This window comes from Geodermatophilus sp. SYSU D00079, assembly GCF_054050635.1.
On the sequence record NZ_JBJGZS010000020.1, the window covers coordinates 56546 to 83523 of the forward strand.

32 protein-coding genes are annotated in these 26978 nt (G+C 76.1%); 15 read left to right on the forward strand and 17 right to left on the reverse strand.

Going from position 1 to position 26978, the window contains the following annotated elements; all coding sequences use genetic code 11:
* Nucleotides 1-81 precede the first annotated feature (81 nt).
* The 5 genes from ACI79E_RS15985 to ACI79E_RS16005 form a co-directional block, all read right to left on the reverse strand.
* Nucleotides 82-1320, reverse strand: a complete 1239-nt coding sequence (locus tag ACI79E_RS15985) for an NAD(P)/FAD-dependent oxidoreductase (RefSeq protein WP_456933553.1) — start codon at nt 1318-1320, stop codon at nt 82-84.
* Between the two features lie 17 nt (nt 1321-1337).
* Complete coding sequence (folE, locus tag ACI79E_RS15990) at nt 1338-1952, reverse strand: GTP cyclohydrolase I FolE (RefSeq protein ID WP_456933554.1); 615 nt, start codon at nt 1950-1952, stop codon at nt 1338-1340.
* A 102-nt stretch (nt 1953-2054) separates the two neighbouring features.
* Complete coding sequence (locus ACI79E_RS15995; RefSeq protein WP_456933555.1) at nt 2055-2732, reverse strand: helix-turn-helix transcriptional regulator; 678 nt, start codon at nt 2730-2732, stop codon at nt 2055-2057.
* Nucleotides 2733-2863: 131 nt separating this feature from the next.
* Complete coding sequence (locus ACI79E_RS16000; RefSeq protein WP_456933556.1) at nt 2864-5590, reverse strand: AAA family ATPase; 2727 nt, start codon at nt 5588-5590, stop codon at nt 2864-2866.
* Between the two features lie 118 nt (nt 5591-5708).
* The gene (locus ACI79E_RS16005) at nt 5709-8933 is read right to left on the reverse strand and encodes a heavy metal translocating P-type ATPase (RefSeq protein ID WP_456933557.1); all 3225 of its coding nucleotides are present in this window, start codon (nt 8931-8933) and stop codon (nt 5709-5711) included.
* 160 nt (nt 8934-9093) lie between these two features.
* On the opposite strand from ACI79E_RS16005, the gene ACI79E_RS16010 reads away from it, so the two are divergent.
* From ACI79E_RS16010 to panB, 6 genes are all read left to right on the forward strand, one after another.
* Complete coding sequence (locus ACI79E_RS16010) at nt 9094-9624, forward strand: DinB family protein (RefSeq protein WP_456933558.1); 531 nt, start codon at nt 9094-9096, stop codon at nt 9622-9624.
* Nucleotides 9621-9794 (forward strand): hypothetical protein, encoded by a 174-nt coding sequence (locus ACI79E_RS16015; RefSeq protein WP_456933559.1) that lies wholly within the window; start codon nt 9621-9623, stop codon nt 9792-9794. Before ACI79E_RS16010 ends, ACI79E_RS16015 begins: the two co-directional genes overlap by 4 nt.
* 145 nt (nt 9795-9939) lie before the next feature.
* Nucleotides 9940-10170, forward strand: a complete 231-nt coding sequence (locus ACI79E_RS16020) for a heavy-metal-associated domain-containing protein (RefSeq protein WP_456933560.1) — start codon at nt 9940-9942, stop codon at nt 10168-10170.
* A gap of 30 nt (nt 10171-10200) precedes the next feature.
* Complete coding sequence (locus ACI79E_RS16025; protein ID WP_456933561.1) at nt 10201-10629, forward strand: hypothetical protein; 429 nt, start codon at nt 10201-10203, stop codon at nt 10627-10629.
* Nucleotides 10630-10740: 111 nt separating this feature from the next.
* Nucleotides 10741-12576: an NAD+ synthase gene (locus tag ACI79E_RS16030; RefSeq protein WP_456933562.1), complete on the forward strand. Its 1836-nt coding sequence runs from the start codon at nt 10741-10743 to the stop codon at nt 12574-12576.
* Nucleotides 12573-13403, forward strand: a complete 831-nt coding sequence (panB, locus tag ACI79E_RS16035; protein ID WP_456933563.1) for a 3-methyl-2-oxobutanoate hydroxymethyltransferase — start codon at nt 12573-12575, stop codon at nt 13401-13403. The genes ACI79E_RS16030 and panB overlap by 4 nt, the downstream gene beginning before the upstream one ends.
* A gap of 78 nt (nt 13404-13481) precedes the next feature.
* Here panB and ACI79E_RS16040 read toward each other — a convergent pair whose 3' ends face one another.
* The 5 genes from ACI79E_RS16040 to ACI79E_RS16060 form a co-directional block, all read right to left on the reverse strand.
* A complete protein-coding gene (locus ACI79E_RS16040) occupies nt 13482-13625 on the reverse strand; it encodes a hypothetical protein (RefSeq protein ID WP_456933564.1) in 144 nt (47 codons plus the stop codon).
* A gap of 42 nt (nt 13626-13667) precedes the next feature.
* Entirely contained in the window at nt 13668-14405 is a 738-nt protein-coding gene (locus tag ACI79E_RS16045) for a hypothetical protein (protein ID WP_456933565.1), read from the reverse strand.
* 171 nt (nt 14406-14576) lie between these two features.
* A complete protein-coding gene (gene npdG / locus ACI79E_RS16050; RefSeq protein ID WP_456933566.1) occupies nt 14577-15272 on the reverse strand; it encodes an NADPH-dependent F420 reductase in 696 nt (231 codons plus the stop codon).
* An 83-nt stretch (nt 15273-15355) separates the two neighbouring features.
* Complete coding sequence (locus ACI79E_RS16055) at nt 15356-15538, reverse strand: hypothetical protein (protein WP_456924630.1); 183 nt, start codon at nt 15536-15538, stop codon at nt 15356-15358.
* Nucleotides 15539-15584: 46 nt separating this feature from the next.
* The gene (locus ACI79E_RS16060; protein WP_456933567.1) at nt 15585-16058 is read right to left on the reverse strand and encodes a cupin domain-containing protein; all 474 of its coding nucleotides are present in this window, start codon (nt 16056-16058) and stop codon (nt 15585-15587) included.
* A 106-nt stretch (nt 16059-16164) separates the two neighbouring features.
* Between ACI79E_RS16060 and ACI79E_RS16065 the strand changes: the two genes are divergently transcribed.
* Both ACI79E_RS16065 and ACI79E_RS16070 read left to right on the forward strand, forming a co-directional pair.
* Nucleotides 16165-17292 carry a diguanylate cyclase domain-containing protein gene (locus ACI79E_RS16065; RefSeq protein ID WP_456933568.1) on the forward strand — a complete coding sequence of 376 codons (1128 nt, stop codon included), beginning with the start codon at nt 16165-16167 and terminating at the stop codon, nt 17290-17292.
* A gap of 91 nt (nt 17293-17383) precedes the next feature.
* Nucleotides 17384-18694, forward strand: coding sequence for a M24 family metallopeptidase (locus ACI79E_RS16070; protein ID WP_456933569.1), 1311 nt, complete (start codon nt 17384-17386; stop codon nt 18692-18694).
* A 9-nt stretch (nt 18695-18703) separates the two neighbouring features.
* On the opposite strand, the gene ACI79E_RS16075 is transcribed toward ACI79E_RS16070, so the two are convergent.
* From ACI79E_RS16075 to ACI79E_RS16100, 6 genes are read right to left on the reverse strand one after another with little or no spacing between them, the layout of a single operon-like run.
* Complete coding sequence (locus ACI79E_RS16075) at nt 18704-19135, reverse strand: ChaB family protein (RefSeq protein WP_456933570.1); 432 nt, start codon at nt 19133-19135, stop codon at nt 18704-18706.
* A gap of 31 nt (nt 19136-19166) precedes the next feature.
* Nucleotides 19167-20051 (reverse strand): alpha/beta fold hydrolase, encoded by an 885-nt coding sequence (locus ACI79E_RS16080; RefSeq protein WP_456933571.1) that lies wholly within the window; start codon nt 20049-20051, stop codon nt 19167-19169.
* 48 nt (nt 20052-20099) lie between these two features.
* On the reverse strand, nt 20100-20444 hold the full coding sequence (locus ACI79E_RS16085) for an acyl-CoA thioesterase (protein WP_456933583.1): 345 nt from the start codon (nt 20442-20444) through the stop codon (nt 20100-20102).
* Nucleotides 20441-20671, reverse strand: a complete 231-nt coding sequence (locus ACI79E_RS16090; protein ID WP_456933572.1) for a hypothetical protein — start codon at nt 20669-20671, stop codon at nt 20441-20443. The genes ACI79E_RS16085 and ACI79E_RS16090 overlap by 4 nt, the downstream gene beginning before the upstream one ends.
* A 1-nt stretch (nt 20672) precedes the next feature.
* Nucleotides 20673-20930 carry a DUF2795 domain-containing protein gene (locus ACI79E_RS16095; RefSeq protein ID WP_456933573.1) on the reverse strand — a complete coding sequence of 86 codons (258 nt, stop codon included), beginning with the start codon at nt 20928-20930 and terminating at the stop codon, nt 20673-20675.
* Nucleotides 20931-20955: 25 nt separating this feature from the next.
* A complete protein-coding gene (locus ACI79E_RS16100) occupies nt 20956-22089 on the reverse strand; it encodes a baeRF2 domain-containing protein (protein ID WP_456933574.1) in 1134 nt (377 codons plus the stop codon).
* Between the two features lie 139 nt (nt 22090-22228).
* Between ACI79E_RS16100 and ACI79E_RS16105 the strand changes: the two genes are divergently transcribed.
* The 7 genes from ACI79E_RS16105 to ACI79E_RS16135 all read left to right on the forward strand — a co-directional run bounded on the left by ACI79E_RS16105 (nt 22229) and on the right by ACI79E_RS16135 (nt 25883).
* A complete protein-coding gene (locus ACI79E_RS16105) occupies nt 22229-22573 on the forward strand; it encodes a hypothetical protein (RefSeq protein ID WP_456933575.1) in 345 nt (114 codons plus the stop codon).
* Between the two features lie 153 nt (nt 22574-22726).
* Entirely contained in the window at nt 22727-23806 is a 1080-nt protein-coding gene (locus ACI79E_RS16110) for a sigma-70 family RNA polymerase sigma factor (RefSeq protein ID WP_456933576.1), read from the forward strand.
* On the forward strand, nt 23803-24708 hold the full coding sequence (locus tag ACI79E_RS16115; RefSeq protein ID WP_456933577.1) for an STAS domain-containing protein: 906 nt from the start codon (nt 23803-23805) through the stop codon (nt 24706-24708). Before ACI79E_RS16110 ends, ACI79E_RS16115 begins: the two co-directional genes overlap by 4 nt.
* Nucleotides 24705-25091 carry an STAS domain-containing protein gene (locus ACI79E_RS16120; RefSeq protein ID WP_456933578.1) on the forward strand — a complete coding sequence of 129 codons (387 nt, stop codon included), beginning with the start codon at nt 24705-24707 and terminating at the stop codon, nt 25089-25091. The genes ACI79E_RS16115 and ACI79E_RS16120 overlap by 4 nt, the downstream gene beginning before the upstream one ends.
* On the forward strand, nt 25088-25369 hold the full coding sequence (locus tag ACI79E_RS16125; RefSeq protein WP_456933579.1) for a phosphatase RsbU N-terminal domain-containing protein: 282 nt from the start codon (nt 25088-25090) through the stop codon (nt 25367-25369). Before ACI79E_RS16120 ends, ACI79E_RS16125 begins: the two co-directional genes overlap by 4 nt.
* A 77-nt stretch (nt 25370-25446) precedes the next feature.
* Nucleotides 25447-25734 carry a hypothetical protein gene (locus ACI79E_RS16130; protein WP_456933580.1) on the forward strand — a complete coding sequence of 96 codons (288 nt, stop codon included), beginning with the start codon at nt 25447-25449 and terminating at the stop codon, nt 25732-25734.
* Nucleotides 25731-25883 carry a hypothetical protein gene (locus ACI79E_RS16135; protein WP_456933581.1) on the forward strand — a complete coding sequence of 51 codons (153 nt, stop codon included), beginning with the start codon at nt 25731-25733 and terminating at the stop codon, nt 25881-25883. Before ACI79E_RS16130 ends, ACI79E_RS16135 begins: the two co-directional genes overlap by 4 nt.
* A 21-nt stretch (nt 25884-25904) precedes the next feature.
* Here ACI79E_RS16135 and ACI79E_RS16140 read toward each other — a convergent pair whose 3' ends face one another.
* On the reverse strand, nt 25905-26852 hold the full coding sequence (locus ACI79E_RS16140; RefSeq protein ID WP_456933582.1) for an aldo/keto reductase: 948 nt from the start codon (nt 26850-26852) through the stop codon (nt 25905-25907).
* Nucleotides 26853-26978: the final 126 nt, after the last annotated feature.

Genomic DNA, 26978 nt, shown 5'->3' on the forward strand with positions numbered 1-26978 from the left:
GGGTGTGACGTCGTGTCCAGCCTGCCCCCTGCCGGCGGCGGACACACGGGTCGGGGCCCCGGGATCGTCGTCGTGTCGCGCTCAGCCCGCCGCTGCGCCCACCTCGGCCAGGGGGACGCCGGGGTCGGCCAGCCGGGCCGGGTCGACCGGGCGCCGGGACCGGATGAGCTCCTGCACCGGCTCGGTGAGGTCCCACACGTCCACCGTCATCGCCGCGGTCACCCGGCCCCCGGAGGTCCAGAAGGCGGTGAACGCGCCGTCCTCGGGAGCGCCCCGGCACACCACGGCGTCCTCGGGCGAGGCCAGTCCCGAGTACTCCATCCCGAGGTCGTACTGGTCGGTGAAGAAGTAGGGCAGCCGGTCGTACACGGCGTCCTGGCCCAGCATCGAGCGGGCAGCCGCCGGCCCGCCGTTCAGGGCGTTGGCCCAGTGCTCCACCCGCACGTGCCGGCCGTAGAAGGGGGCGAAGGACCCGGCGACGTCCCCGGCGGCGAACACGTCGGGTGCCGAGGTGCGCAGCCGTTCGTCGGTGACCACGCCGTCGGCCACCTCGAGCCCGGCCGCGGCGGCGAGCTCCGTCCGTGGCGCGGCGCCGACGCCCACCACCACGAGGTCGGCCGGCAACCCCGCGTGCCGGTCGGTGACCACGGAGGTGACCCGGCCGCCGCTGCCGCGCAGCTCCCGGACCGCGGTGTCGGTGGACAGGTCGACGCCGTGGTCGCGGTGCAGCCGGGCGAAGACCCCGCCGAGCTCCCGGCCGAGGACGCCGAACAGCGGGGAGGGCTGCGGCTCGACCACGGTGACGTCGTTGCCGAGGGTGCGCGCGGCCGCGGCGACCTCCATGCCGATCCAGCCGGCCCCGACGACGAGCACCCGCCGTCCGCCGCCGGCGAGGTCGGCCCGCAGCCGGTCGGCGTCGGCGAGGGTGCGCAGGTACCGGACGCCGTCGAGGTCGGCGCCGGGGACCGGCAGCCGCCGCGGGGCGGACCCGGTGGCCAGCAGCAGCCGGGCGTAGGGCACGTCCTCGCCCGTGTCGAGCCGGACGCGGTGGCCGGCCACGTCCAACCCGGTCGCCTGGACACCGGTCCGCAGCTCGACGTCGTGCGCGGCGTACCAGTCCTCGTCGTGGACGAAGGCCTCGCCGCGCTCGGCGTTGCCGAGGAGGTACCCCTTGGACAGCGGGGGCCGCTCGTAGGGGCGCTCGGGCTCGGCGCCGAGCAGCACGACCGGCCCGTCGAACCCCTCCTCCCGCAGCGTCTGGGCGGCCTTGGCGCCGGCCAGCCCGGCACCGACGATCACGAACGGGTCCGACGCGGGCATGGCGACCTCCGGACGGGTCAGGCGGTGGTTCCGGTCAGGGCGAAGAACTCGGCGCGGGAGCGGGCGTCGGAGCGGAGGACGCCGTGCAGCGCCGAGGTGACGGTGCGGGCGCCGGGCGCGCGGACGCCGCGCAGGGACATGCACAGGTGCTCGGCCTCGACGACCACGCCGACACCGCGGGGGGCCAGGTGCTCCTGCAGCCAGTCGGCGACCTGCTGGGTCAGCCGCTCCTGCACCTGCAGGTCGCGGGCGAACAGCTCCAGGACGCGGGCCAGCTTGGACAGCCCGAGGATGCGGCCGGCCGGCAGGTAGCCGATGTGCGCGACCCCGGAGAACGGGAGCAGGTGGTGCTCGCACAGCGACTGCACGGGGATGTCCCTGGCGATGACCAGCTCGTCGTAGCCCTCGTCGGCGAAGGTCGTCAGGTCGAAGGGGCGGCCGGTCAGCAGCTCGGCGAAGGACTCCGCGACCCGCCGCGGCGTCTCCGCCAGGTGCGGGGACGAGGGGTCCTTGCCCAGGGCCCGGAGCAGGGCGGTGACCGCCTCCTCGGCGGCGGGCAGGTCGACGGCGGTGCGGGGACGGACCGCGCGCAGGTGGCCGCTGCGGCCGGTGGCGGCCGCGAGCTCGCTCACCGGGAGGCCCCCCTGCGCCGGATCGCCATGGCGGACCTCCTTCTAAAACCAATGCTGGCTAGAAGTAGAGACCCGGGTCACGGTCCTGTCAACACCTCCCGGCTACGGCTCGAGGCGGACGCAGCAGCGGTCCGGGCCGGGCGCCGGCCGGGCGTCCCACCCGGTGCCGGGCACCGCCTCCAGCAGCCCCTCCAGCAGCTGCAGGTTCATGCCGCACACCAGCGCGGTGTGCTCGCGGGCGAGGGCGTGGAAGGGGCAGTTGGCCAGCGTGGTCGCGCCGTCCTCGGCCCGCGGCTCGAAGCCTGCGTCCTCCAGGGCCGCCACCACGCGGGCGCGGGGGTCGCCCGCCGCGCCCCCCGCGGACGCACCGAGCTCCCGGCCGCGGGCGCGGGCCCTGCGGCCGAGCACCTGCCGTGGCGGCTCGCCCGAGGCGTCGGCCTCCTCGAGCGCGCCGGCCAGCAGCTCGCCGGCCAGGTCGTAGCGGCGCTCGGGGAAGGAGACCTCGACCGCGCAGCCCGCCCGCCGGTACAGCTTCGCGGGGCGGCCCGCCCCCGGTCCGGACCGGCCGGTGCGCCGCTCGAAGGAGACCTCGAGCAGCCCGTCGGCCACCAGGCGGTCGAGGTGGAAGGCCGTCGTCGGGCGGGGGACGCCCAGCGCGCCGGCCGCGTCGTCCCGGCTCACCGGCCCGGGCTGGCGCACCACGTGGTCGTAGAGCCGGCGCCGGGTGGGCTCGGCGAGGGCGGCCACGGCGGCGACCTGCGCGGCCCGGTCGGCGTCCACACCGGGATTCTAGGACTCAGAGTCGTTGGCGGAAGAGTTCCCGGCCAGCCGGGCGAGCAGGTGCTCGCGCAGCACGAGCGCGCTGTCGTGCTCCCGGTCGCGGGGGCCGGATCGTGCCCACGACGGCCTCCTCAGTCCATCGGGAGCGCGGCCAGTTCGGTGCGGCTGGCCACCCCGAGCTTGGCGAAGACGTTGCGCAGGTGGAAGTCGACCGTCCGCGGGCTGACGAACAGCCGGGCGGCGGCGTCCCGGTTGGACAGGCCCTGCCGCACCAGCGCGGCCACCTGGAGCTCCTGCGGCGTGAGCGCCGGGGCCTCGACGACGTCCCGCCGGCGCGCGGTCTCCCCCGAGGCGCGCAGCTCCTGGCGGGCGAGCTCGGCCCAGGGCGCGGCGCCGAGCTCCTCGAAGGTCCCGAGGGCGGCGCGCAGGTGCGGGCGGGCGTCGACCCGCCTGCGGGAGCGGCGCAGGAAACGGCCGTAGGCCAGCTGGGTGCGGGCCCGCGCCGGCAGCCGCGGCGAGTGCTCGTGCGCGGCCAGGGCGGCGCGGAAGTGCTGATCGGCCGACTCGCCGTCGGCCAGGACCGCCCGGCCGTGCTCGGCGAGGGCGACCGCCCAGGGTGCGCCGGTGCCCTCCGCGAAGGAGGCCAGCTCCGCCACCCACTCCCGCGCGGCGTCGGCCCGCCCGGCGCGGACGGCCGCCTCGATCCGGTCGGGCGCGGCCAGCTGGCCGGGCGCCAGCGAGCCGATCCGCGCCCACGGGGCCAGCGCGGCGGCCGGGTCGGCGGCGTCGAGCAGGCCGCGGGCCCAGCGGCTGAGGTCGGTGACGAGCTCGGTGACGATGCCCAGCGCGTGCTCCGCCGCGATGGCCTCGACCGCCGCCAGGTGCTCCGTGGCCCGGGCGGTCTCGCCGCGCAGCGCCGCGAGGACGGCGAGCACGGCCGTGGGCCAGGCGGCGAGCACCGGCTGCCCGGAGTTCTCGGCCAGGGTGAGCGCCTCGCCGGCCCCGGTCGCGGCCGCCGCCCACCGGCCGGTGGCCAGCTCGGGGATGTTCCTCCGGGTCAGCGCGTGCACGGTCGTGACCAGGCCGCCGGTCTCCCGCGCCTCGCGGAGCAGCCGGTCCTGCAGGCGCAGCGCCAGCTCGTCGTCCCCGAGGAACCAGGCCGCCACGCCGAGGTTGATCAGCAGGTCCTCGTCGGTGCGCCCGTCGAGCCGGTCGGCCAGCTCGACGGCCGCCCGCAGGCACGGGGTCGACCGCCGCCAGTCGCGGTCGGGCACCGCGTGCAGTCCGTGCACCAGGGCGACCAGGCAGCGGTCGCGGGCGGGCGCCTCGGGGCCGGCGGGGGGCAGCAGCCCGGTCGGGTCGACCCGGCTGTCCGACCGGGCGCCGGACGCCGCCAGCGCGGCGCCCAGCATCGCCAGGTCCCCGGCCTGCCGGCGGTCGTGCGGCGCGACCTCGGCGGCGGCCTCCAGCACCATGCGGTGCGCCTCGTCCTGCGAGGCGCCGTGGAACTCCAGGTGGGCGCGCAGCCGGCGCAGCTCGGCACGCAGCCCCGGGTCGGTGGCCAGCGCCAGGCCCGCGTCGGCCAGCGCCCGGCCCCGCACCTGCTGGGCGGTCAGCCAGGCCGAGTGCGCGGCCCGGCACAGCCGCCGGGCCCGGTCCTCACCCTCGGGCGTCAGCTCCGCGGCCCGCTCCCAGGCGGCGGAGGCGGCCTCGTGCCCGCCCCGCGCCACGGCGCGCACGGCGGCGGCGTCCAGGGCCGCGACGACGTCGTCGTCCGGTTCCTCCACCGATGCGGCCAGGTGCCAGGCGCGTCGGTCGGCGTCGTCGGGGCCGCGGAGCGCGGCGGCCAGCGCCCGGTGCACCCGCCGCCGTCCGGAGCTGGTCGCGGCGCCGTAGACCGCGGAGCGCACCAGCGGGTGGCGCAGCTCGACGGTGGCGCCCTCCACCCGCAGCAGCCCGGACCGCTCGGCCGCCTCCAGCGCGTCCTCGCCCATGCCGAGCTCGTGCGCCGCCTGCCGGACCACCGCCGCCCGGCCGGAGTCGTCGGCCGCGGCGACCAGCAGCACCGACTGCGCCTGCTCGGGCAGCCGCCGGCAGCGGTCGAGGAACGCCCGCTCCACCCCCTGGGTGAGCGGCAGCCGCTCGGGCAGCGGCGCGGCGCCGGAGAGCTGGTCGGCGGTCAGCGCCTCGGCCAGCTCCACCAGCGCCAGCGGGTTGGCCCCCGTCCCGGCCAGGAGCGCGTCACGCACCTCCGGTGGCACCGGCACCCCCGCCCGGTCGCTGAGCAGCGCGCCCGCGGCGGCGGCGTCGACGCCCCCGAGCTCGAGGGTGGGGAGGTCGCCGGTGTCGAAGGTCCGGACGTCGCCGGTGCGGGCGCCGAACAGGAGCGCGACCCGCTCGTTCTGCAGCCGCCGCGCGACGAACTGCAGCGCCGCCGCCGACGCCTCGTCCAGCCAGTGCGCGTCGTCGACCACCGCCAGCACCGGCGCCGCCTCGGCAGCCTCGGCCAGGAGGTTCAGCGCGCCGAGGAACGCGAGGAACCGGTCGGCCTCGCCCCCGGCGGCCTCCCCGAACGCGGTGCGCAGCGCCTGCGCCTGGGGGTGCGGCAGCCGGTCGACGCAGGCCGCCACCGGGCGCAGCAGCCGCTGGAGTGCGGCGAAGGCCAGGGGCGACTCCGACTCGATGCCCTGGGTCCGCAGCACCGTCGCGCCGGCCGCGCGGGCGACGGTGTCGGCCAGCAGTGCGGACTTCCCGACGCCGGGCTGGCCGCGCAGCACCAGCGCGCCACCCCGCCCGGCGGCGGCGTCGGCGAGCAGCGCGGCGACGGCGGCCCGCTCGCGCTCCCTGCCCTGCAGCACGCGGTCGAGACTAGATCGCCTCCCCCGAGTCGATCATGGGGTCGTCGCCCCCGGACCCCGCCGGTGCGGGCGTGTCCGGCAGCGACGACCCCGTGGTCGACGGGTCGTGCCGGGGAGCTCAGCGGGCCTCGACGGTGAACGGCACCGTGAGCACGTCGCCGTCGGCGGTCCGGAACTGCCCCCACAGCCGGTACACGCCCGGGGTGGCGAACTCGGCGTGCACGTCGAGCTCGGGCCCGAACCGCTGGCCGGGCAGGGCGAACACCGGGTCGCCGTCGGCGTCCTCCACGTCGGCGTGCTCGTGGGCGAACGTGGTCCCGTCCCCGCGCATGACCACCACGTGCCCGGCGGCGGCCAGGTACGGCTGCAGGTCCTCGACCGGGCGGCCGGTGCGGGCGTCGGTGAACGTGAACGCCAACTCGCTGGTCTCCCCCGCCACCGCGTCGCCGGAGAGCTCGACCCGGACGCCGTCCACGACCTGGCTGCGCGGGCCCGGCGTCACGGCGGCGGGGGCCGGCGCCGTGCCGCCGACGGTCAGGTACGCGACGTCGTGGACGTCGCCCATCTCGCCCTGGCGCCGGAACTCGGTGTCGACCCGGTAGGTGCCCGCCGTGGGGAACGTGAGGTCGACGGCGAGCTCCCCGGGGCGGCCGGTCGGCTCGGGGTGGACGTGGGCGAAGGTGCCGAGGTCGGTGCGGGTGGCGATGAGGTGCGCCCACACCTCGTGGCTGCGGCTGAGGTCGGCCACCGGTTCCCCCGTGCCGACGTCGACCAGCCGGACGACGACCCGCGCCGGCTGCCCGGGCCGCAGGCCGGCCGGGACGTCGAGCCGCACGTCGACCCCGGCGTCCACCGACGACGTGGGCTCGATCTCGGCGGTCATCATCGTGCTCATCGCCGGGCGCATCGGCATGCCGGTGGACTGGGTCCAGGCGAGGACGCCGTTCATCCCGCGCTGCGCGGCGTCGGTGCGGCTGAGCGCGGTGAGCCCGGCGCCGACCGCCAGCGCCAGGACCGCCACACCGGCGAGGAACGCGTACTGCCCGAGCCGGCCGCGCAGCGACGGGCGCAGCACCTCGGCGACCCCGGTCGGCCGCCGGAACCCGCGCAGCCGCAGCGCGTTGGCGACCACGCTGACCGAGCTCATCGCCATCGCGGCGGCCGCGAGCACCGGGTCGAGCAGCAGCCCGTCCCACCAGTACAGCGCGCCGGCCGCGACGGGGACGAGCAGCAGGTTGTAGCCGAAGGCCCATCCCAGGCCCTGGCGGATCGTCGTGACCGTGCGGCGGGACAGGGCGACCGCGGCCACGATGCCGCGCAGGTCGCCGCCGACGAGGGTGACGTCGGAGGCGGCGACCGCGACGTCGGTGCCGGTGCCGACGGCGATGCCGAGATCGGCCTGCGCCAGCGCCGGGGCGTCGTTGATGCCGTCGCCGCACATCGCGACCGCGTGCCCCTCGGCCTGCAGCGCGGCGACCGCCTCGGCCTTCTGGGCCGGCCGGACCTCGGCGCGGACCGAGTCGATGCCCACCTGCGCCGCGATCGCGCGGGCGGTGGCCTCGGTGTCGCCGGTCAGCATCCAGACCTCCAGCCCGAGCGCGCGCAGCTGGGCGACCGCCTCGGCCGACCCGGGCTTGACCGGGTCGGCGACGGCGAGCACCGCCACCGGCTCGCCGTCGACGGCGACGTACACGGGGGTGGCGCCGTCGCGGGCGGCGGCGTCGGCCGCCGCGGCGAGGTCGGCCGGGTCGCCGACGAGGTCCCGGTTGCCGACGTGCACGGTGCGGCCGCCGACGGTGGCCACGATCCCGTACCCGGGCAGCGCCTCGAAGGCCGTGACCGCGGGCAGGTCCAGGCCGCGCTCGCGGGCGGCCGCGACCAGCGCCTCGCCCAGCGGGTGCTCGCTGCCGGTCTCGGCGGCCGCGACCAGCGCGAGCACCTCGTCGGACGACCGGCCGCCGCGGGTGGTGACGCCGGTGACCGCGGGCTGGCCGCGGGTGATCGTGCCGGTCTTGTCGAGGACCACCGCGGTCAGCCGGCGGGCCTGCTCGAGGGCCCGGCCGTCGCCGATGAGGATGCCGAGCTCGGCGGCCCGGCCGGTGCCGACCATGACCGCGGTCGGCGTGGCCAGCCCGAGCGCGCACGGGCAGGCGATGATCAGGACGGCGATGGTGGTGCCGATCGCCATCGTCAGCCGCCCGGTGTCGGGGCCGGCCAGCGCCCACACGGCGAACGTGGCGACCGCCGCGACGAGGACCGCGGGGACGAACACCGCCGACACCCGGTCGACCAGCCGCTGCACCGGCGCCTTCGCCCCCTGCGCGTCGGCGACCAGGCGGACGATCTGGGCCAGCGTGGTGTCGGCGCCGACCGCGGTGGCCCGCAGCACCACCGACCCGGTGCGGTTGAACGTCGCGCCGATGAGCGCGTCGCCGACGGCCTTCTCCACCGGGACGGGCTCCCCGGTCAGCATGCTCTCGTCGACGGTGGTGGCCCCGGCGGTCACCACGCCGTCCACCGGCACCTTCTCCCCGGGCCGCACCCGGACGAGGTCGCCGACGGCCACCTCGCCCACCGGGACGTCGACCTCGGCACCCCCGCGCACGACGCGGGCGGTGCGGGGCGCCAGGCCGACCAGCGCGGTGATCGCGGCCGTGGTGCGCTTCCGGGCCCGCGCCTCCAGGTCCCGGCCGAGCAGCACCAGGGCGACGATGACCAGCGAGGTCTCGTAGTAGACGTGCAGGGGCAGGCCCCACCGCTCGGCGGCGGCCGGCCAGAGGGTGACGAACGCGCTGTAGCCGTAGGCGACGGCGGTGCCGAGCGCGACCAGGGTGTCCATGGTCGTGGACCGGTGCCGGGCCGCGGCCCAGGCGGCGGCGTAGATGCCGCGCCCGGCCCACCACTGCACGACGGTGGCCACGACCAGGACCGCCGGCATCAGCCAGTCCATCGCGTCCAGCGGCAACGGCACGTACATGAGCACCATCAGCCCGAGCCCCGCGGTGAGGGCGACCTGCCAGCGCCGGCGCAGTCCGCGCCCGTCGTCCGGCCCGTGGGGCTCCTCCTCGAGCGGCGCCGCGCCCTCCGCCGGGGGCCCCTGCGGGGTCGCGGTGTAGCCGGCCGCCGCGACCGCCTCGGCCATGCGGGCCGGGGTGACCACGGCCGGGTCGAAGTCCACCGCGGCGGTCTCGGTCGCCAGGTTCACCCGCGCGTCGAGGACGCCGTCGAGCCTCCGCAGCGCCTTCTCCACGCGGCCGACGCACGAGGCACAGGTCATGCCACCGACGTCGAGCGCGCAGGTCTGCGGGATCGCCTCCGGCGGGGCGGGCAGGGTCGTCGTCATGCCGCGAGCCTCGGCGGCCGGCGGTCCGCGTCGCGCCGGGGAAACCACCGGGGTCGTCGCCGGGTCGGCCCACCGACGGGCAGGAGTGACCAGTACCACACTTCCACCGGGGGACAACGGCACTGGCCACCGCCGTCGCGGTCGGCCAGGCTCCCGCCGCATGACTGCCGTACGCGACCTGGTGACCGAGTCCGCCGACACCCTCGCGCGCCACCAGGCGCGCGTCGACCTCCTGGTGACCCGCGCGGTCGCCGCTGACCGGTGGGCGGCCCGGCTGTCGGCCGCGGACCGGGTCCGGCTGGCCGGGCAGGGCCACTTCCCCGGGTACGCCTCGGAACTGGGGTGGACGCCGCTGGAGGTGGCCGGGCACCTGCGCGACAGCGCGCTGGTCTTCACCGAGCGCATCTACCGCCTGCGCACCGAGTCGCGGCCGCAGCTGCCCGACTTCGTCCCCGACGAGCCCACGCGGGTGGCCGGGTACCGCACCGTCCCGCCGGTGCAGCTGGTCCAGCAGCTGCGGACGGCGCAGGCGGCCCTGTTCGACAGCGTCGCGTCCCTCACCCCCGCCGACCTCGGCCGCACCGGCGTGCACGAGACCGACGGCCCGGTCACCCTCGCCGACCTCGTGGAGTTCCTCCCCGCCCACCAGCGGGACCACGCCGACCAGCTGGCCGCCCTGCTGGCCCGGTGAGCCACCGGCTCGACACAGGGCTGCGGGTACGGGTCGCGGCGGCCTCGCCCGGCGGCCGGTGGAGCGCGCCGCAGCACACCGCCCGCGCCGTCGCCTGGCTGGGAGGCGACGAGGCCGCGTGGGTGACCGGTCGGGTCGCCGCCTCCGACGGGGGCTGGTCGGCGCGCTGACCGGGGTCGCCCCGGGCCGCCGGGGCGACGCGCACGGTCGACACCCGGGAACCACCCCGGTGGTTTCCCCGGCGCGAGCACCGGTGCCCTGATCGGAGTCTCGGTGGCGTCCGATCCGCACCGATCCACCGGGAGCACCGCCGTGATGACCAGCACCCCCCGCACCTTCGTCGGCACCACCACCGTCCAGGTCAGCGGGATGACCTGCGCCCACTGCGAGCGCGCGGTCGCCGAGGAGGTCGCGCGGGTCCCCGGCGTCCGCAGCGTCGTCGTCGACCTGGCCCGCGGCACCGTCACCGTCGACGTCGACTCCGCCGTCGACCGGGCCGACATCGCCGCCGCCGTCGACGAGGCCGGCTACGCCCTCCTCCCCTGACCAGCCCCCGCCGCGAGCCCAGGAGACCCCGTGACCGCCACCCGCACCCCGTCGTCCCCCGTCCCGCACCGTTCCCGCCGCACCCGCAGGCTCGTCCGGCACTACCTCGAGATGGTCGTGGCCATGGCCGTCGGCATGGTCGCCCTGCACCCGGTGTGGGAGCTCGTCCTCGGCGCGTTCGGCGCCGGCGCCGTACTGGACCGCACCGAGCCGATGGCCCTGGTCATGGCCACCAACATGACGATCGGGATGACCCTGGTCATGCGGTGGCGGGGGCACGGCTGGCGCGCGTGCGCCGAGATGGCCGCCGCGATGTACCTGCCGTTCGTCGTCCTGTTCGTCCCGCTGTGGGCCGGGCTCCTCTCCCCCGGCGGGCTCATGCTGTGGGGGCACGTGCTCATGCTGGTCGCGATGGCCGGCGCGATGGCGCTGCGCCCGTCCGAGTACGCCCACTGCTGACGGCGGACCCGGCGCCCAGGACCACGGCGGTCTCCCGGCGGGAGGCCGCCGTGGTCGTGCGGACGGGTCCCCGCCTCGCCGCGGACCCCTGCGGACCGAGAGACTGACCGGGTGACTGGACAGCAGGTACAACTCCGGGTGGCCCTGGCCCAGGTCGACACCCGCGTCGGCGACATCCCCGGCAACGTCGAGCTGGTGACCCGCTGGGCGGCGAAGGCGGCCGAGGCCGGCGCCCACCTCGTCGTCTTCCCCGAGATGACCCTCACCGGCTACCCGCCCGAGGACCTCGTCCTCCGGGAGTCCTTCGCCAGCGCCAGCGAGCACGCGCTGGTCGACCTCGCCGCCTCGCTGGCCGACCAGGGGCTGGGCGGCATGGCCGTCGTCGTGGGCTACCTCGCCCACACCGAGGGTGCCGGCCCCGCCGCGGTGGAGTCGATGCCCGAGGACGACCGCCCGGCCGACGCCAACCCGCGGCACGGCGCACCGCGCAACGCCGCGGCCCTGCTCTACGGCGGGGAGGTCGTCGTCCGCTACTACAAGCGGCACCTGCCCAACTACGGCGTCTTCGACGAGGCGCGCTACTTCGTGCCGGGGACCGAGCTGCCGGTCGTGCGGCTGCACGGCATCGACGTGGCGCTGACCGTGTGCGAGGACCTCTGGGTCGAGGGCGGCCCCTGCGGTGTCGCCGGCCAGGCCGGGGTCGACCTCGTCGTCTCCCCCAACGCCTCCCCCTACGAGCGGGCCAAGGACGACCTGCGGCTGCCGCTGGTCCGCCGCCGCGCCGCCGAGGCCCGGGCGACGGTCGTCTACTGCAACCAGGTGGGCGGCCAGGACGAGCTGGTCTTCGACGGCGACTCGATGGCCGTGGCCCCGGACGGCGAGCTGCTCGGCCGCGCCCCGCAGTTCGTCGAGCACCTGCTGACCGCCGACCTGACCATCGACCCGTCGTCGGTCCCCGAGCGGCGCGAGGGCCGCATCGGGCCGATGACCGTCACCCGGCACGTGGTGTCCGAGCAGCCGCTGCCGGCCTTCGACGCGCGGCCGCCGTCGATCGCCGAGCCGCTGGAGGACTGCGAGGAGGTGTGGCGGGCCCTGGTCCTCGGCCTGCGGGACTTCATCGACAAGAACGGCATGCCCTCGGTGGTGCTGGGCCTGTCCGGCGGCATCGACTCCGCCGTCGTCGCCGCGCTCGCCGTCGACGCCCTCGGCCCCGACCGGGTGTACGGCGTCGGGCTGCCGTCGAAGTACTCCAGCGAGCACTCGCTGGCCGACGCCGAGGACCTCGCCAAGCGGACCGGGCTGCACTACACGGTGGTGCCGATCGCCCCGATGGTCGACGCCTACCACGGGTCGGTGGAGCTCACCGGGGTCGCCGCGGAGAACCTGCAGGCCCGGGTGCGCGGCACGCTGCTCATGGGGCTGTCCAACCAGTCGGGGCACCTGCTGCTGACCACCGGCAACAAGAGCGAGGTGGCGGTCGGCTACTCGACCCTCTACGGCGACTCCGCCGGCGGGTTCGCCCCGATCAAGGACGTCCCCAAGACCCTGGTCTGGGAGCTGGCCCGCTGGCGCAACGCGTACGCCCGTGACCGTGGGGAGACCGAGCCGATCCCCGTCAACTCGATCGAGAAGCCGCCGTCGGCCGAGCTGGCCCCCGGCCAGGTGGACACCGACTCGCTGCCCTCCTACGAGGAGCTCGACGCGGTCATCGCCGACTACGTCGACCGGGACCTCGGCATGGCCGACCTGCTCGAGCGCGGCCACGACCCGGAGGTGGTGGCCCGCGTGCTGCGGCTGGTCGACACCGCCGAGTTCAAGCGCCGGCAGTCGGCACCGGGAACGAAGATCAGCCTGAAGGCGTTCGGCCGTGATCGGCGTCTGCCGATCACCAACCGCTGGCGGGAGTCCCTGCCCAGCGTCCGCGAGGGAGCGGCATCACACTCATGAGCGAATCGGTCCTCTACGGCGGGGGTTCGACCGCGCGGGTCCGCGTGCACCACCTGCAGCAGGCCAAGGAGCGCGGCGAGAAGTGGGCGATGCTCACCGCCTACGACACGGTGAGCGCGGCGGTGTTCGAGGAGGCGGGCATCCCGGTGCTCCTGGTCGGTGACTCGGCCGGGAACGTCGTCCTCGGCCACACCTCCACGGTGGCGGTGACCGTGGAGGACATCCTGCTGATGACCCGCGCGGTCACCCGCTCCACGAAGCGGGTGCTGGTCGTGGCCGACCTGCCCTTCGGCAGCTACGAGGCCGGGCCGCAGCAGGCGCTGGCCACGTCGGTCCGGATGATGAAGGAGGGCGGCGCGCAGGCGGTCAAGCTCGAGGGCGGGGTGCGGGTCGCGCCGCAGATCCGGGCGCTCACCGAGGCCGGCATCCCCGTGATGGCGCACATCGGGTTCACGCCGCAGAGCGAGCACGCCCTCGGCGGTTTCCGCGTGCAGGGGCGCGGGGCCGGCGCCGAGCAGCTGCTGGCCGACGCGCACGCCGTCCAGGAGGCCGGGGCCTTCTCCGTCGTCATGGAGATGGTGCCCGCCGAGATCGCCGGCCAGGTCACCAAGGAGCTGACCATCCCGACCATCGGCATCGGCGCCGGCGTCGACTGCGACGCACAGGTGCTGGTGTGGCCCGACATGGCCGGCATGACCGGCGGACGGGTGCCGCGGTTCGTGAAGAAGTACGCCGACCTGCGGGCCGAGCTGCTGCGCGCGGCCCGCGAGTACGCCGACGACGTCCGCTCCGGCACCTTCCCCGGGCCCGAGCACTCCTTCGAGTAGCCCACTGCCGGCGTCCTGCGTGCTCTGCGGGCGGGATGTCGTCCGCAGAGCACGCAGGACGTGCGCAGAGCACGGGCCTCACCCGCTCTGCCGCCGCCCGCGGTCCAGTGCCCTGCGCACCCGCGGGCCCAGGACGCGGGGCACCAGGTCACCCCACGTCCAGCGGACCACGCCCCAGCCCTCGTCACGCAGTGCGTCCTCCCGCCGCTTCTCCTCGAACACGACGTCGCCGGGCTCCTGGCCCGGCCGGAGCAGCCGCCCGTACTACACCCGGCCGTCGAACTCGCCCAGGACGCGGTGCTCCTCCCACCCGAAGTCGACCCGGCCGACCGGACGGCCGGAGGCGGCCCGGACCTCGAGCTGCAGTGTCGACGGCAGCAGACCGAGCCCGTGCAGCAACACCCGGCTGCGGCTCTCCCCCACGGACTCGCTGCGCCCGTCGGCGAACCGCACGGCACGGGCGGCCGAGCGGCTCCCCGGTGTCCCGGTGACGGCGGCCAACCGGTGTTCGAGGTCGTGTCTGTGCACCAGGCCCAGACACAACGCCGCGTCCAGGGCGACGACGGCGGGTTCGAACGGCAGCGTCCGCGCGAGGTCGAGGACCGTGCGCGCCGGGTGGGTCAGCGCCACGCCGTCCACCGTGATCACGTCCTCGTCCGGCAGCCGGACGACGTGGCCGCGCAGGTGCCGCCCGACCTCGCTGGAGGCGGGCGGCCGTCGGCTGACGTGGACACGGGCCAGCGGCGTACCCCAGAGCGGCAGCCCGAGGAGGACCGCAGCGGACTGGTGACTCACCACGGCCGGACGGCGCAACCCGGCGAGCGTCGCAGTGATCAGGTGCCGGTGCCGTGACACCGCATCGTGCTGGCCCGCCCGCAGGTGGGCCCCGGGCCGCAACCGGGCCAGGTCCCCGGCCCGGAGACGGCGGGCCAGCTCCTCGTCGGACCAGCCCGCCGCGAGGGCGCGGCGACGCAGGACGATGTCGAGGGGCAGTGACTCCATGGCCCTGACCGTCGTCGATCAGCCGTCCACCCGGCGGGCTGCAGCCACACCGGTGGACGGCCGTCCCGTCTGTGGACGACGCGATCGCCGGCTCTGCCGGGAGACTGCCCACTCTGCGGGCCGGATCGCGCCGGCAGGGTGAGGGAAGAGCCGGCAGAGCCGCGCGGGGGCTCAGACGTCGGTGATGCGGATGCCGGCGTGCGCCTTGTACCGGCGGTTCACCGACACCAGGTTGATCGTCAGCGCCTCCACCTGGCGGGCGTTGCGCAGCCGGCCGGCGTAGACGCCGCGCATCCCGGGCAGCCGGCCGGCCAGCGCCTGCACCGTGTCGGTCGCCTCGCGCACGTCGCCCACGACCATGACGTCGCCGTCCAGGGACGGCCGGGAGAGGTCCTCGAGCAGGACGGCCGACAGGTGGTGGAAGGCCCCGACCACGTGGGAGTCGGGCAGCAGGGCCGCGGCCTGCTGGGCCACCGACCCCTCCGGGACGTCGAGCACGTAGGCGCCCAGCTCGTCGAAGGCCATGGGGACGACGCAGTCGACGACGACCTTCCCGGCCAGCGGCGTGGCCAGCTCGGCGAGGGTGTCGGCGTGCCCGGCGAACGGCACCGCCACGATCACCAGGTCTGCCGCACCCGCGACGTCCACGTTGGACCCGCCCTGCACCGACACCTCGGCCCCGGCGGCCGCGGCGGCGGCCCGGGACGCGACCTCGGCGGCGACGTCCGTGCACCGCTCCGGGTCGCGGGACCCGAGCAGCACCCGTTGTCCGGCGGCGGCCAGCCGGACGGCGAGCCCGCGGCCCTGGGGCCCGGTGCCTCCGAGCACCCCCACGACCAGGTCCTCCACCGAACGTCCGTCAGCCACGTCGCCACCTCTCGCGCGCCGGACCGCCCGGCGCCCCGCCGCCGATCATGCCCGGACGGCGCTGGGCCCGAACCGGCCCTCCGTCAGTCGCCCTCCCACGCGCGGTCCTCGTTGGTCAGCCGCTCCTCGCGCTCGGCGACCGACTGCAGGGCGTGCTCGGCCTCCTCGCGGGTGGCGTACGGGCCGAGCCGGTGCCGTTCGGCGCAGCCGTCCCGGTCCTCGACGGTGTGGTGCTTGAGGCAGTAGAACCAGGGTCCCTGCGCCATGTGCGGCCTCCTCGCGATCGGGCTGGTCGAGCCCACCCTGCCACCGTCAGACGTCGACCATCACCTGGTCGTGCCGGGCGTAGAAGGCGGTCATCTCCTCCGGGGACAGCTGCCGGCCGCTGAGGCGCAGCTCGGCCATCTCGGCGAAGAAGTGCTCCCGGGCGATGCCCGGCGCGAAGAGGATGAGGAAGGAGACCGGCTCGTCGCCGTCGTTGCGGAAGCCGTGGACGCCACGCTCGTGCACCAGCGCGAAGTCCCCCGCCGGGTGCGGCCGCCAGGCGCCGTCGGCGTACACGGTCAGCTCGCCGGAGAGCACGAAGAACGCCTCGGAGAAGGTCGAGTGGTAGTGCGGGGCGGCACCCCGGCTGTGCGGCGCGACCGAGTACTCGACGAGGCCGTAGCGGCCCGCGGTGACCGATCCGGGCGCGACCATGCGCAGCGCGCTCGTCTGGCCGTTGGGGACCATCGGGTGCTCGGCGAGCGTGCGGACGACGACCAGCCCGGGCTCCGGGTGCGACATGGCCGCCACCCTGGCAGCCCGCCCCCGCGCCGTCCACCGGCCCGGGGCGGAGCCGCGACCCCACCACGCGCTGTGCGGGGTGCGGCGCGTAGGGCATGCTGATTCCGTGAGCGGGCGGCGACGCAAGGACACCGACACACCGAGCGGTCTGGCCGGCAGCGCGGTGGGCCAGGGTCCGGAGCACCGGGTGGCCGTGATGACCCTCGCCGTCCTCACCTTCCTCGGCGGGCTCGTCGGTTGCGTGGCCCTGCTCGTCGACGGCACGGTGCACCCGGGGACCGCGCGGGTCTGGTACGCCGTCGTGATGCTCACCTGCCTGGGCGTCTCCCTGCCGCTGGCGGTGCGGCAGCGGGCCGGCCCCTGGGCGACCTTCGGCCTGGTGCTCCTCGGCCACGTGGTCTACGTGGTCGCCGTCCTCAGCATCGAGGAGCCCCGGCACGCACCGCCGCTGCTCCTCCTCTTCCCGTCCTTCGTCGCGGCCTGGTTCCTCGGCCCGTGGATGGTCGGGGTGAGCATGGTGATGACGGTCCTCTCCTGCGCGATCGCGCTGACCCACGCCGGGGACTCCGCGCTGGGGGTCGTCCTCCAGCTCGCGATCGCCGCCGGGGTGCTCAACGCCGCGTCGTTCGGCGTGTTCGTGCTTCGCCGCCGGGTGCAGCGGCTGCTGGAGGCCACCCGCGCGCTGTCCCACCAGGACCCGCTCACCGGCCTGGCCAACCGCCGGTACCTCGTCGAGCATGCCCCGCGGGTGTGGCGCCAGGCCCGCCGCGAGGGCACCCGCGTCGCCGCCATGGTGCTCGACCTCGACCACTTCAAGCAGCTCAACGACGCCCACGGGCACGCCGCCGGCGACGCGGTGCTGCGGGCGGTCGCCGCCTCGCTGTCGGCGACCGTGCGCCCCACCGACGTGCTGGCCCGCATCGGCGGCGAGGAGCTGGTGGTGCTCGGGCTGGTCGGCGACTCGGCCGAGGCCGGCCGGCTGGCCGAGCGGCTGCGGGCGGCGGTCTCGGCCAGCCGCAGCGAGGCGGGGCACTCGGTCACCGCCTCGATCGGCATCGCGCTGGTCCGGCCGGTCGAGGGCGAGGACGCCGCGGCCGCGACGTGGCGGCTGATCGACCGGGCCGACGGCGCCATGTACGAGGCCAAGCAGGCCGGCCGCGACCGGGTGGCCGCCGTCCTGCCGCGGCCGCGCACCGCCGGGGACCACCTGCCGGCGGCCGGCGGACCCCCCTGAGCCGGGGGACCGGGCGGGCCGGCGGGCCGGGCCCTGCTGGCGTCACCGCGTTCGACCGGTGGGGACGCCGGTTCTCTGCTTCCCTGTCCCCATGACCCTCGTCGCGCCGGACCCGACCCGCACGGTCCCGTTGCCGCTGCGCGAGCAGGCCGACGTCCGCGACCGGTGGCTCACCCAGCGGGTGCTCGACCTGCTGCCCGGCCTCATGGACCGCGCCGGCATCGACCTGTGGCTCGTGATCGGCCGCGAGTACAACGAGGACCCGGTGCTGGCCACGCTGCTGCCGGCGACGTGGCTGTCCGCGCGGCGGCGCACGATCCTGGTGCTGCACCGCAGCGACGACGGCGTCACCGCGGCCGCGGCCTCCCGCTACCCGGTCGGCCAGTTCCTGCCGGCCTGGTCACCCGAGGACGCCGGGGGCCGCCCCGCCGAGCAGGCGCAGTGGGCCGAGGTGCGCCGCATCGTGGAGCAGGCCGACCCGCGGCGGATCGGGATCGACGTGTCGGCGGACTTCGCCCTGGCCGACGGGCTCTCCCACACCGAGCACCGGCAGCTCACCGAGGCCCTCGGCCCCTACGCCGACCGGCTGGTGTCGGCCGAGGAGCTCGCGGTCAGCTGGCTGGAGACGCGGCTGCCCGAGGAGATCGCCGCGCTGCACGGGCTCAACCGGCTGGTCGCCGAGGTGGTCGCGGAGGCCTTCTCCCCCGCCGTCCTCTCCGTCGGGGAGACCACCGCCACCGACCTCGCCTGGTGGATCCGGCAGCGGCTGACCGACCGGGGCGTCGACCCGTGGTTCCACCCCGTGGTCGACCTGCAGCGCGCCGGCGTGCCGCCGGTCGAGGAGTGCGGTGCCCTGCTGCCCGCCGTCCCGTACGACTCCCCCGTGCGCCCCGGCGACCTGGTGCACTGCGACGTCGGGGCCTCCAGCCTGGGCCTGAAGACCGACAGCCAGCGCACCGGCTACGTGCTGTGCCCCGGTGAGCGGGAGGCCCCGGCCGGGCTGCGCCGGGCGCTGGCCACCGGCACCCGGCTGCAGGACCTCACCACCGCGGAGCTGCTCGTGGGCCGGACCGGCAACGAGGTGCTCACCGCCGCCCGCGCCGCCGCCGCGGCCGCGGGCATCGACGGCGACGTGTACTCCCACCCGGTCGGCTTCCACGGGCACGGCGCCGGCCCGGCGATCGGCCTGTGGGACGACCAGGACGGCGTCCCCGGGGCCGGCGACCGGGTGCTGCACCCCGACACCGTCTACGCGCTGGAGCTGTGCGTGCGGGTGCCGGTGCCCGAGTGGGGCGGCCAGCCGGTGCGCATCGCGCTGGAGGAGGGCATCGCCCTGACCGACGAGGGCGTCACCTACCTCGGGGACCGGCAGACCGAGCTGGCGCTCATCCCCACCACCTGAGCGCCGGCGTCACTTCTTCTTGCGCGCCTGGGCGGTCTTCTTGTCGTTGGCCTTCTGGATGGCGTCGACGAGCTCCTTCTTCTTCATCGTCGAACGGCCGGAGACGTCGAGCTCCTTGGCCAGCTTCAACAGGTGGTCCTTGGAGGCGTTGGCGTCGACGCCGCCCTTGGTCTCCCGGTCGGTGTCGCGCCCGCCGGCGGCCTGCGCGTCGGAGGGACCCTTCTTGCCGCCCTCCTTGGCCGCCCACCGGTCACCGACCTTCTCGAAGCTGTGCTTGACCGCCGCCCAGGCCGTCTGGTTGGCCCGCTGCTCGTCGTCGTAGGAGTCCATGGCCGAGTCGTAGGCCTTGGTGAAGGTCCGCTGGGCCTTCTTCGGCGAGCGCCGCAGGGTGCTGGGCAGCTCGTCCTGCTTCGCGGTGCCCTTCTTCGTCGTCTTCGGCATGCCCGCCCCCTACCCGGCCGAGGCGCCAAGATCACATCCGGAGGAACGGGACCAGTGCGGTGACCAGCTCCTCCGGGGCGTCCTCGGCCATGTGGTGACCGCTGTCCACGCGCCCGCCGCCCCGCAGGTCGGCCGCCCAGTCGGCCCAGATCGCCAGCGGGTCCCCGTGCAGCTGCTCGAGGTCGTCCCGCGCCGACCACAGCACCAGCGTCGGGCACCGGACCCGGCGACCGGCGGCGCGGTCGGCCTCGTCGGCGGCGCGGTCGACGGTCAGGCCGGCCCGGTAGTCCTCGAGCATGGCCCGCACCGTGTCGGGGTCGGCGACCGCACGGCGGAGGTCGGCGTGGTTCTCCGCGCCCATCCGATCGGCGGTCCCGGGCGCGAGCAGGCCGTACCAGGCGTCGGGGTCGGCGCCGATGGCCCGCTCGGGCTTCTCCGGCTGGGCGTAGAAGAACCAGTGCCACCACGCGGCGGCGAAGCGGGCGTCGGCGCGGTCGAGGTGCTCGGCGATCGGGATGCAGTCGAGGACGGCCAGGTGCGTGACGGCGTCCGGGGTGTCCAGCGCCGTCCGCAGCGCGACGTAGCTGCCGCGGTCGTGGCCGACGACGGCGAAGCGCTCGTGGCCCAGCGCGGTCATCAGCGCGACGACGTCGCGGGCCATGGCCCGCTTCGACGCCTGGGCGTGGTCGGGAGCCGGGGGCGGGGCCGTCGACCGGCCGTAGCCGCGCAGGTCCGGGCAGACGACGGTGTGGCCGGCGGCGACCAGCGGCGGCGCGACCCGGTGCCAGGTGGTGTGGGTGCGCGGGTGGCCGTGCAGCAGCACCACGGGCGGCCCGGAGCCGCCGACCCGCACCCGCAGGGTGACGCCGTCCCCGACGCCCACCTGCTGCTCGGTGGTGCCGGGGGAGAACGCCACGGGGTCAGGCCGCGGTGAACCGGGACCAGTGGGCCCGTTCCGCGTCGGTCATCGAACGGCTGTGCCGGTGCCGAAGTCGAACAGCACCATGACGACGTCGGCGCGGATGGCCACCTCGCCGTCCTGAAACAGCTCCTGGCGGAGGGTGAGCGACCTGGTGCCGAGGCGGGTGACCGTGCTGTGCACGCACAGCCGCTCGCGCACCCGGTAGTACAGCTGGCGCAGGTAGTCGACCTCGAGCCGGGCCAGGATCACCCCGCCGTCCCCCGGTGCCCCCTCGGCCATCGCCAGTCGCGCGTCCTCGACGAGGGCGAGCGCCCGCGCGTGGTTGACGTGGCCGAGGGAGTCCGGGTCCGACCAGCGCAGCTGGACCTCGTGCTCGTGGACGCTCAGGGCAGGTCCGCGGTCTCGGCCGACTGCCGGTGCGCGCCCTGCGCGTCGTCGGGGTCGGTGTTGACCGTCCGCTCCTCGGACTCCGCGAGGATCACCTCGGCGGCGACCTCCTCCATGCCGCTGTCCTGGAGGTCCGCCTCCTCGGGCAGCAGCTGCGACCGGGTGCGGACGTTGTCCTCGGTGACGTTGGCCAGCGCCTCGGGGCTCGGCTCCTTCTGCGTGGTCATCTCAGAAGCGCTCCTGCTCGGTGCCGATGCCCAGCGCGCGGGCGACGTCCTGCACGTTGGTGAACTCCTGCCCGGCGGGCAGCCGGCGCAGGTCCGAGAGCACCCGGTCGGGCGCGTTGGCCTCCTGCGCCTTGGACACCAGGGTGTCGCGGTCGGCGGGCCACACCTCCTTGCCGAGGGCCTCGGCGATAGCGGCGCGGTGCTCGACGTCGGCCCCGGAGGTGCCGGGCGAGGTGGCGGGGGTGTGCGGGTCGGTCATGGTGTTCCTCCGTCGTCGGGGGTGGTCACTGAGCCGACGGGGTCGACTCGTCGGTGTAGCGCAGGACGGCGGCCACCGGGGCGTCCTCGGGCATCGCCGCCCGCGGGACGACGACCACGCCGGCGCTGCTGGCGACGGTGGCCGCGAGCAGCGCGCGGTCGGCGGGGACGACGGTGCCGTGCATGCCGAGCGCGTCCATGTCGTGCTGGTCGACCCCGAGCTCCAGCGGCGAGCCGCCGACCAGCAGCGTCGCCCCGTCGTCGGGCTGGTCGGCCAGCACGAGGGTCTCGACCTGGCCCTTGCGCAGCGCCTCGACGACCGCCGCGGTGCCGGTCACGGCCAGTCCGTGCGCGCCGGCGGCCTGGATCTGCTCGACGGCCTGCGCCTCCTCGTGGGCCTCGTGCTCGGCGACCAGCTCGGCGGCCCGCCGGTCGACCGGCTCGCGGTCGGCGCCGGCGGCCCGGCCGCCCTCGTCCATGGAGACGATGAGGTCCTTCCACAGGTCGCTGGCCCGGTCGAGCAGGATCTGCCGGGCCCGCATGTCCCCGGCCATGAGGACGAAGCGCGGCGAGAGCCGGCGGACCATCGAGGCGATGTGGGAGGCCACCTCGTCGGCGTTGTGGATCCACTTGTTCTCGGCGTTGTGCTGGTAGCGGTGGTGCGCCCAGCCGCCGCCCTGGAACTTGCGGATCTGGAAGCTGTCGCCCTCGACCTGCTGCTCCTCGCCCTCCTGGCCCGGCATCCCGACGTAGGTGATGTCGGCACCGACCCGGTCGGTGAGGACGACGATGTGCGGCACCCGGCCGGGCATCTGGCGCAGCACCGGCAGGACGTCGGGCTGGGGCGACCACTCGGCCACCTCCTGCCGCGGCGCGTCCACCAGCGGCTGGTCCAGCACGACGCTGCCGTCGGCGGCGACGACCAGCGCCCGGCCGCGCAGCGTGGCGACGTCCCCGCCGGCGTTGGCCTCGAGCAGTCGGCTGCGGACCGCCTCGACGACCACCTCGGGGGCGCCCTGCTCGGTGAGCCGCTCGGCGATGGCGCGGACCCGCAGCTCGACCTCGGTGTCGGCGTTCTCGGTGGTGTGCGTGACGTCGGCGCACACGGTGGCGTAGGGCCCGGTGGCGCTGAAGACCGGCTCCAGGAAGGACACGTCCATGGGGTGGGAACCACTCCTCGATCGCTGGCGGAAGACGAACCGCGGGGCCCTGGCCGGGCACTCCCGCCTCCGCCGCCTACCCACCGACCGGGGGCTCACACCCGGTGTCGGATCGGTGGGGCAGGGGTAGGCGGCTGCCATGACCGAACACGACCAGCTGCCGCTGCCCGACTACGACCACCTGCCGGTCGACGGCCTGACCTCGCGGATCCGCACGCTGGACGCGGCGGGTCTGGAGACGCTGCTGGAGTACGAGCGTGCCCACGCCAACCGGCTGCAGGTGGTCACGATCATGGAGAACCGCCTCACCTCGCTGCGCGAGGGCGCCCAGCCGTCCGGGGGTGACCCCGCCGCCGCGGCCGCCGACGACCCGGTGCACGCCTCGACCGGGTCGAAGGTCTCCGAGGCCACCTCCGGTCCGCCGATGAACCCGCCGTCCCAGGGCGACCCCACCAACCCGGCCCAGCCGCGCTCCACCGGCTGAGCGAGCCCGCCCCCTACGACGACAGCCGCCGCCGGGCACCCGTGGGGTGCGCGGCGGCGGCTGTCCTCGTGCGGCCGGTCACGGCCGGATCCGCCCGCCGGGCCGTGGCGCTCGGCGAGCCGGGCGGCCGTCGTCGGCGGTAGCGTCGCCGGGGTGGCGGCTGTCGAGCCGGTGGGCGCGGACGAGGAGGGCGGCGGGTCCCCGGACGTCGCGGCCCTCATCCCCCTCGTGCGCCGGATCGTGGCCGCCCGCGTCCCGGACGCGGCCACCGCCGACGACCTGGTGCAGGAGACGCTGGCCCGGGTGCTCGCCGCGGCGGAGCGCATCGAGCCCGGGATGCTCGAGCCCTACGCCATCGTGACCGCCCGCAACGTGGTCACGTCGATGTGGCGGGACCAGGAACGCCAGCGCCGTCACCAGCACCGCGTCGTGGACCTCCGCCCGCCCGACGCCCCCGACGAGGACGTCCTCGCCCAGGAGGACCGGGCCGCCGTCGCCGAGGCGCTCAGCCGGCTGTCCGAGCGGGAGCGCGCCACCCTGCTCGCCCACGAGGTCGCAGGGAGGGACACCCGCTCCCTGGCCGTCGAGCTCGGGTCGACGGCGGGGGCGGTCGCCGCGCAGCTGAACCGCACCCGGGCCCGGCTGCGGGTCGAGTACCTGCTGGTCTCCGAGCGGCTGGAACCGCCCACCGAGCGGTGCCGCCCGGTGCTCCTCGCCCTCTCCGGCGGGGACCGGCGACGCCAGCGCGAGGTCGACGCAGCCCGCCACCTGCTCGAGTGCGACGTGTGCGCGCGGCTGTCGGGGCCGCTGGTCGGGCGGGGCCGCGCGCGGGACGACGACGTGCGGGTCGCCGTCCGGACCGATGCCGACGTCGTCTCCGCCCGCCAGGCGGCCCGGGAGCTGGCCACCCGGCTGGGGTTCGCGCCCACCGACATCACCCTGATCGCCACCGCGGTCTCCGAGGTGGCGCGCAACATCGTGCGGTTCGCCGACTCCGGCGAGGTGGTGGTCGCCGAGCTGTCCGAGCCGCGGTGCGGCATCTCGATCGTCGCCCGCGACGCCGGCCCCGGGATCCCCGACGTCGAGCAGGCACTGCAGGACGGCTACAGCACCTACCAGGGCCTGGGGCTGGGGCTGCCCGGCGCGCGGCGGCTGATGGACGAGTTCGCGGTGGTCTCCGAGACCGGCCGCGGCACGACGGTGACCATGACGAAGTGGCGGGGAGAGGCATGACCCGGAACGAGAACCCGACCGTGACCGCAGCGGCCGTCGACGGCGCCCCCCACCTCGACCAGGACGGCCTGCTCCCCCAGCTGGTCGCGCACCTGCGCGAGCACCGCACGCGGCTGCGCCAGGAGTGGGCCCGGCGCATCCAGGGGACCCACCTGCTGCAGGCCATGACCTCCCAGGAGATGGCCGCGGAGACGACGCTGGTCTACGACAACTACGTCGAGGTGCTGGAGACCGGCAGCGTGGAGGCGCTGCAGCACTACGCCCGCGACCTGTCGGAGCGGATCATCCCCCGCGGCGTGGAGACCCACGAGGTCGTCGGCATCGTGCTGCTGCTGCGCGACGTCCTGGCCCGGTCGCTGTTCGAGAAGTACCAGCGGGACTTCGGGCTGCTCAACCGGGTGCTCGACGCCTACGAGCCGGCGGCCAACCGGATCGCCAACACCGTCGCGGTGAGCTTCGTCGAGGAGCGCGAGCGGGTCATCCGGCAGCAGCAGGACTCGATCCGGGAGCTGTCGACGCCGGTGCTGCCGGTCCGGGAGCGGCTGCTCATCCTGCCGATCATCGGGATGCTCGACCGCGAGCGCGCCCGGCAGCTGACCGTGCAGCTGCTCAGCGGGATCCGCACGCACCGCGCCAAGGTCGTCGTCGTCGACATCACCGGCGTCCCGGACGTCGACGAGTCCGTCGCCAACCACCTCGTCCGGACCGTCGACGCGTCACGGCTCATGGGCGCCAGCGTCATCATCACGGGGCTGTCCCCCGAGATCGCCCAGACACTCGTCACCATCGGGGTCGACCTGTCCAAGATGAACACCATCGGCGACCTGCAGGGCGGCCTGGAAGAGGCCGAGCGGCTGCTCGGGTACTCGGTCACCCGGGACGACGGGGCCGGTGGGCCGTGACCAGCCCGCGGCTGTTCTCGATCCTGCGGCAGGGCCCGTACCTGATCGCCTCGGTCCACACGGCCCTGGACGACTCGCAGCTGGTCCGGTTCCAGCGCGACCTGGTCGAGCGGATCGGCGCCGACCGCGCCCGCGGCGTGGTGATCGACGTGGCCGCGCTCGACGTCCTGGACTCCTTCGGCACCCGCACGCTGCGCGGCATCGCCGAGATGGCCCGGCTGCGCGGGGCGGTGACCATCGTGGTCGGCATCCAGCCCGACGTGGCCTACACCATGGTCGAGCTCGGCATGGACACCGGGGCGGTGACCACCGCCCTCGACCTCGAGGAGGGGCTCGCCGAGCTCGACCGGCAGATGACCGCCCCGCCGGCACTGGGGCCGTGACCGCGCACGACGACCTGCTGCGGGACTACCGCGCGGCCTTCCTGCGGTACCTGTCGCGACGGGAGGAGACCTCGCTCACCGCCGGCTACCAGCTCGGCCGCCGCGCCCTGGCCACCGGCCGCGGCCTGCTGGAGGTGGTGCAGGTGCACCACGAGGTCCTCGTCGAGGTGCTCCGCGACAGTCCCGCCGAGGAGGTGGCCGGCGTGGCCCGGTCGGCGTCGGCCTTCCTGCTCGAGGTGCTGGCCAGCTACGACATGGCCCGGCGCGGGCCCGGCTGAGGTCCCGCGTCATCCCCCGGCGGCTCCGGCGTCTTCCTGTGTGACCGGCGCGACAGCCGACGAGGGGGAAGCCGACAGTGACGACGACGCGACACTCCACCGACGAGGGCAACCGGCTGCACTCCCGCGACCCGCTCGCGACCACCGGGCCGGAGCGGGTCGAGCAGCTGCGCCGGGCGGCGGTGTACGTCGAGACCGCGGCGGTGCTGGAGCGGCGGGCCGGCCGGGCGGGCGACCCGGCGCTGGCCGCCCTGCTGCGCGAACGCGCCGTCGTGCGCCGGCGGATGGCCCACCGGCTGCGTTCCGCCCTGGAGGAGCAGGCGTCCCTGCCCCCGCACCGTCCGTCGGACCGGGAGTGGTCGTGAGCACGCTGGCGTGGGCCCTGGCCGCGTGGGCGGCCTCGACGACCGGGACGACGCTCTGGTACGCGCGCGCCTTCCAGCGGGCCGACCAGGGGGCGTGGGAGCGGGAGCGCCGGGAGTCCCCGCGCCGCGACGTGGCGCGCCGGTGGTGAACCGCGCGACCCCGTCCGGTCTCATCGCCAGGGCAGTCGGCTGCGCTCCGCCCAGTACGCCCCGGGGTCCTGCGGTGTCACCAGTCCGGGGAGCTCGTCGCCTGCACCGGGGGTCCTGGCCAGGTCCCGGGCACGGAGGTTCGCGGCCAGCTGCGCCACCGTCACCGCGCCGCTGAGCACGACGTCGGCCCAGGGACGGGTGAGGGCGGCGGCCAGGGCGAGCACGTCGACCCCCACCCCGTGCCCGCGAGCCGCGTGCGCGAGCCGGCTGCCGGCGCCTCCACCGCGGTCGGTGAGCCGGCCGTTGGCCAGCGCCTCCTTGACCACGACCCGCATCCCGGCGGCGTGTGCCTCGGCCAGCGCCGGGCCCACCGACGGCTCGGCGAGGTTCCAGGTGCTCTGCACGCTGCTGAACAGCGGCCGGCCGTCGACGGTGACCTCCAGCGCCCGCCGGACGGCGGCCGCCTGCTCGGGGCCGGACGTCGACAGCCCCACCTCGACCCCGTCGTCCCGGAGGCGGGCCAGCTCCGCCAGCACCGCGCGGTCGTCCCACAGCGGGCTGTCGAGGGTCAGGGAGTGCACCTGGTAGAGCCGCAGCCACGGGCCCAGCAGCGCGCGGGACTCCTCGAGCTGCCCGCGCAGCATCGCCAGGCCGTGGTCCTTGACCTCGTGCCGGACGGCGTCGGGCCGCCAGTGGGCGGTGTAGCGGTAGCCCCACTTGCTCGCGACGAACGGGGCCGGCCCGGTCCGGCCGCGCAGCCAGGAGGCGAGGAACTCCTCGGCGAGGCCGTAGGAGCGGGCGGCGTCCACGTAGCGCACCCCCAGCCCCGCGGCGGCGTCGAGCAGGTCGTGCGCCCGCGCCCGGAGGGCCTCCGGCGTCCGGTCGGCGGGGAGGTCGGCGTCCCGGCCGGTGGTGATGTAGGCCGGCCGGCCCACGGCGGCCAGCCCCAGTCCCAGTTCTGCGTGCACCCCGGCCCTCCCTCCTCGCGGGGTCCGATCGTGCGATCCCGGGGGGGGGGGGGGGGGGGGGGGGGGGGGGGGGGGGGGGGGGGGGGGGGGGGGGGGGGGGGGGGGGGGGGGGGGGGGGGGGCGGGG

Excerpts from the sequence above, each read along its gene's own strand:
- ACI79E_RS16090 (WP_456933572.1), bottom strand. The coding sequence starts at position 20,671 with ATGACCACGCAGAAGGAGCCGAGCCCCGAGGCGCTGGCCAACGTCACC.
- ACI79E_RS16060 (WP_456933567.1), bottom strand. The coding sequence starts at position 16,058 with ATGTCGCACCCGGAGCCCGGGCTGGTCGTCGTCCGCACGCTCGCCGAG.
- ACI79E_RS16105 (WP_456933575.1), top strand. The coding sequence starts at position 22,229 with ATGACCGAACACGACCAGCTGCCGCTGCCCGACTACGACCACCTGCCG.
- ACI79E_RS16075 (WP_456933570.1), bottom strand. The coding sequence starts at position 19,135 with ATGCCGAAGACGACGAAGAAGGGCACCGCGAAGCAGGACGAGCTGCCC.
- ACI79E_RS15985 (WP_456933553.1), bottom strand. The coding sequence starts at position 1,320 with ATGCCCGCGTCGGACCCGTTCGTGATCGTCGGTGCCGGGCTGGCCGGC.
- ACI79E_RS16055 (WP_456924630.1), bottom strand. The coding sequence starts at position 15,538 with ATGGCGCAGGGACCCTGGTTCTACTGCCTCAAGCACCACACCGTCGAG.
- ACI79E_RS16005 (WP_456933557.1), bottom strand. The coding sequence starts at position 8,933 with ATGACGACGACCCTGCCCGCCCCGCCGGAGGCGATCCCGCAGACCTGC.
- ACI79E_RS16115 (WP_456933577.1), top strand. The coding sequence starts at position 23,803 with ATGACCCGGAACGAGAACCCGACCGTGACCGCAGCGGCCGTCGACGGC.
- ACI79E_RS16070 (WP_456933569.1), top strand. The coding sequence starts at position 17,384 with ATGACCCTCGTCGCGCCGGACCCGACCCGCACGGTCCCGTTGCCGCTG.
- ACI79E_RS16100 (WP_456933574.1), bottom strand. The coding sequence starts at position 22,089 with ATGGACGTGTCCTTCCTGGAGCCGGTCTTCAGCGCCACCGGGCCCTAC.
- panB (WP_456933563.1), top strand. The coding sequence starts at position 12,573 with ATGAGCGAATCGGTCCTCTACGGCGGGGGTTCGACCGCGCGGGTCCGC.
- ACI79E_RS16020 (WP_456933560.1), top strand. The coding sequence starts at position 9,940 with ATGACCAGCACCCCCCGCACCTTCGTCGGCACCACCACCGTCCAGGTC.
- ACI79E_RS16095 (WP_456933573.1), bottom strand. The coding sequence starts at position 20,930 with ATGACCGACCCGCACACCCCCGCCACCTCGCCCGGCACCTCCGGGGCC.
- ACI79E_RS16010 (WP_456933558.1), top strand. The coding sequence starts at position 9,094 with ATGACTGCCGTACGCGACCTGGTGACCGAGTCCGCCGACACCCTCGCG.
- ACI79E_RS16045 (WP_456933565.1), bottom strand. The coding sequence starts at position 14,405 with ATGGAGTCACTGCCCCTCGACATCGTCCTGCGTCGCCGCGCCCTCGCG.